We start from the raw sequence: 2,945 nt of genomic DNA on the forward strand, positions 1-2,945 counted from the left end.
TGAACTCAACCCTCCAGGGGGGCTGGGTGAAATAGCTCTGACCGTTGAGTTCAAGGGATCGGCCAGGCGTCGCTGCTCCCAGGCTCAATGCCCCGAGCAGGAACCAGCGCAGGACCCGTGCCATCCGTTGCTTAGGCCGCGAGATCCTTTTGCTGTTGCAGGCGCACGCGGTGGGCCACCAGCTTTTCCTGTTGGCGCAGTGCTTCGAGTTGCTCGCTGGAGACCCGAGGGTTGTGCACCTGCCAGTCCCGGTCGGCGGCCGCCTGGTCTGCAGTTGAAGAACCGTGCTGTTCCATCTCTCACCGCTTGCGCCTGGTCCACTCCAGCACTAACAGGCCAGTCCTTGGGCGGGTCTTCATGTTTGCGTAAGGCCCGGTATTTCTGCTCTGGACACCACTCTTTCCCTCGTCGTAGGAAAAGAACCACAGCCAGAGGAGGGGACGATGGCTGATCAACGGCACCCAGAATCCGGAAGCTGCGAACGGAGGACCTGCCTGAAGTGGCAGCCCAGCGGCGAGCTCTCAGAGCATGACTTCGCCAGCCTGATGGACCTGTTGCTCGTGGCCGATCAGGAACTCCACGCGGACGATCACTGCGACCTCAAGAGCGCCTGAGGGGGCTGTCAGCTCAGGACCGCAGCCCGTTCTTGCTCTTGAGCGCGGGCTAGGTCTTCGCTGAGGACCAGCAGGGCCATGCCCATGAGGGCGAGGGCAGTACCGCAATCCTGATGGCTGCTGCGCTCGATCAGTCGGGCCGTTTGCAGATGTTGGGCCCAACTCAGCTGCATCGGATTGCATCTGCAAGACCATCACTCTCAACTGCGCGGACGAGGCGGCGTGGCTTTGCTTACAACCTGAAACACTGACAATCGCGCTGACTCGTAGCTGCTGTTACGTCTTGCTTGGTTCAGCCCGATACGTTTCCATCAGTCATCGACTGAAGGCGCAATGTCCAACGCGATCGAACTCACGGTTGGTCAGCAGTTTGAGATTGAGCGTTTCAATCGCGCTCTGGATGCCACAACGGATCCGGACCAATTGCGCGATCTAGCCAAGCAATTGATGCAGGCTTGGCAGACCCAAAAGGCCGCCACCAAGTGGGCGATCGAGCACCAGCAGGGCCTCTCCTGCTAGGAGAGCCAGTCCAGGGGTAGGGAGAAGGTGAGGACCCCGTGGGTATTGCTGGTCGGTCCTGGAGTGATCGCAACGCAGGCCAGTTCGCGGTCTTTCCAGGCCTCCCGTGATTTGGCCACAAAGGCTGCAGAATCGCCGACGGACCACACCGCATGGCCCTTTTCTTCGCGCTCTTCGCGATAACGCTCATAGACCTCGGTGAAGGCCTCCGCCTCGGAACTATCGAGGAATTCCGTTAGGGCTCGCTCTGGGTCACTTTCCCTGGCTCGCTTGAGAAAGGACTGCAGTAAGGGGTGATCGAGGGCACTACTGGCCACCAGCACTGAATTGATCGTGCCGACGTGGGTGGTGACCACCTGCGGAGCGCTGTTTCGGGCATCGATCACAGCGCAGATTGTGGAGAGGGACCATTCCCGTTCCGCCTTGACCAAATTGGCTGGCGCGCGCAGCAGTTGGCGCACATCGCCCACGAGGTTTTTGACGAACTGCTCGGAATCCCCCATCGCCCGATCTCCCCCTTTGGCAGACCGTAGCGATTGCGGAGCCTGGATGAAGCGATTAGGACTACCGGGCGCGGCCTCGATTCAGGCGAATGCTGGTTTTAAAAATCACCAACGCCTCCAAGGTCGTTGCGGCCAAAACCAACCGCTTGTTTGAGGCGCTGACCCCCGACCGCCTGGACCAGAAGCTGGTGGAGGAGCAGGTGATGAAGGGGCTGATCGAGCAGCTCAGGGCCGAGGGCATTGAGGCCGAGGTCGCCCTTGTGGATGGCCTGGATTTCGGTACCAAAGGGGTCTTGGTGACTGAGCGCCTACGCACCAAGCACCGGGAACGCATCTAGCGCCGTTGGCGCCACTGCCAGAAGGTGCGGATCAGCTTGCGGTGGGGTGGTGTGACATCCACCATCGGCCGTGGGGCCGCTTGGCGGTACAGGTTCTCGAAAAACGGCTCCAGCGGAGTCCCCTGGAAGGGATTGCGTTGTTGCGCGGCGACCGTCTGCTCGGCCTCCTTGCGCAGGCGCCGGAGAGTCGGGATCAGCATCAGGCTGACCACCAGCGCCATCAGCAACAGATAGGGCAACAGGCTGGCCAGCCAGATCGTGGCCACCACGGCGGCGCAACCCTGCAGCAGGACCGTGATCCAGCGGGGGCGTTGGCGGCCAGGTAGCTGTTTCACCGAATCAGTCCGTGAGCACTGCGTGGAAGTTGCAGACCTTGCTCAGGCTGTCCTGGGCGCAAAAATCAATGCTGTTTTTGGAGCGCTGCAGCCGCAGCTGAGAGGAGAGAACGGCAGTGCTGACCAGCAGGACCCAGAAGCTGAGCACCGCTGCTGTTCGAAGCAGATCCCCAGCGCTCCTCAATGCTTAGCTGCTCCCGGCATGGCCTTTGTGCGCCAGCACAACGGCAACTTCACGGATCAACTCTCGCACTCCATAGAGAGCCAGAGCGCTCACAATGCCTGCAACCAGTAGGGGCACGGCGTAGTCCATGGGGAAGCGCGCGCGTTTCCCCTGTCTTATCTCCGGAATTTGGCTTTGGCGACGCCACCCTTCCCCCAGCCTCCAGCGCGGCCCGACTTTCCGCCCCCCGCGCGGCCGCCCCGGCCTGATTGCAGCAGGGATTGAAGCCGTCGATCTTCGTCGTCATTGACCGATCGCCACTGGCCCGGTGCCAGTCCGTCCAGGCTGAGAGGTGGGCCTCCATCCATCAGGTCCATCGCCACCCGCAGCAGCCGCAGGGTGGGCAGTCCGACGGCCGCCGTCATCCGCCGCACCTGCCGGTTACGCCCCTCCCGCAGCTCCAGCTGCAGCCA

General features: G+C 61.9%; 8 protein-coding genes and 1 pseudogene. 3 read left to right on the top strand and 6 right to left on the bottom strand.

Annotation, left to right across the window (positions count from 1 at the left end; translation table 11 throughout):
- Window positions 1-131 precede the first annotated feature (131 nt).
- Window positions 132-296: a hypothetical protein gene (locus QZ184_RS11010; protein WP_296415665.1), complete on the bottom strand. Its 165-nt coding sequence runs from the start codon at window positions 294-296 to the stop codon at window positions 132-134.
- 147 nt (window positions 297-443) lie between these two features.
- Between QZ184_RS11010 and QZ184_RS11015 the strand changes: the two genes are divergently transcribed.
- Window positions 444-614, top strand: a complete 171-nt coding sequence (locus QZ184_RS11015; protein WP_010315690.1) for a hypothetical protein — start codon at window positions 444-446, stop codon at window positions 612-614.
- A gap of 8 nt (window positions 615-622) precedes the next feature.
- Here the strand turns inward: QZ184_RS11015 and QZ184_RS11020 are convergent, their stop codons facing one another.
- The gene (locus tag QZ184_RS11020) at window positions 623-787 is read right to left on the bottom strand and encodes a hypothetical protein (protein ID WP_010315691.1); all 165 of its coding nucleotides are present in this window, start codon (window positions 785-787) and stop codon (window positions 623-625) included.
- A gap of 160 nt (window positions 788-947) precedes the next feature.
- On the opposite strand from QZ184_RS11020, the gene QZ184_RS11025 reads away from it, so the two are divergent.
- Complete coding sequence (locus tag QZ184_RS11025) at window positions 948-1,133, top strand: hypothetical protein (protein WP_010315693.1); 186 nt, start codon at window positions 948-950, stop codon at window positions 1,131-1,133.
- On the opposite strand, the gene QZ184_RS11030 is transcribed toward QZ184_RS11025, so the two are convergent.
- Window positions 1,130-1,636 (bottom strand): hypothetical protein, encoded by a 507-nt coding sequence (locus QZ184_RS11030; RefSeq protein WP_010315695.1) that lies wholly within the window; start codon window positions 1,634-1,636, stop codon window positions 1,130-1,132. The genes QZ184_RS11025 and QZ184_RS11030 overlap by 4 nt on opposite strands.
- A gap of 89 nt (window positions 1,637-1,725) precedes the next feature.
- Here QZ184_RS11030 and QZ184_RS11035 point away from each other — a divergent pair, with 89 nt between their 5' ends.
- Window positions 1,726-1,974 carry a hypothetical protein gene (locus tag QZ184_RS11035; protein ID WP_010315697.1) on the top strand — a complete coding sequence of 83 codons (249 nt, stop codon included), beginning with the start codon at window positions 1,726-1,728 and terminating at the stop codon, window positions 1,972-1,974.
- Here the strand turns inward: QZ184_RS11035 and QZ184_RS11040 are convergent.
- The 3 genes and pseudogenes from QZ184_RS11040 to QZ184_RS11050 all read right to left on the bottom strand — a co-directional run.
- The gene (locus QZ184_RS11040; protein WP_010315700.1) at window positions 1,971-2,309 is read right to left on the bottom strand and encodes a hypothetical protein; all 339 of its coding nucleotides are present in this window, start codon (window positions 2,307-2,309) and stop codon (window positions 1,971-1,973) included. The two genes, QZ184_RS11035 and QZ184_RS11040, sit on opposite strands and share 4 nt — an antisense overlap.
- A 4-nt stretch (window positions 2,310-2,313) precedes the next feature.
- Complete coding sequence (locus tag QZ184_RS11045) at window positions 2,314-2,457, bottom strand: hypothetical protein (RefSeq protein ID WP_010315702.1); 144 nt, start codon at window positions 2,455-2,457, stop codon at window positions 2,314-2,316.
- Between the two features lie 191 nt (window positions 2,458-2,648).
- A pseudogene (locus tag QZ184_RS11050) lies at window positions 2,649-2,945 on the bottom strand (pseudouridine synthase); the annotation flags it as partial.

Origin of the sequence: Vulcanococcus sp. DEBay_Sum22DG08_74, assembly GCF_017852955.1 — a bacterium.
Taxonomy (GTDB): Bacteria; Cyanobacteriota; Cyanobacteriia; order PCC-6307; family Cyanobiaceae; genus Vulcanococcus.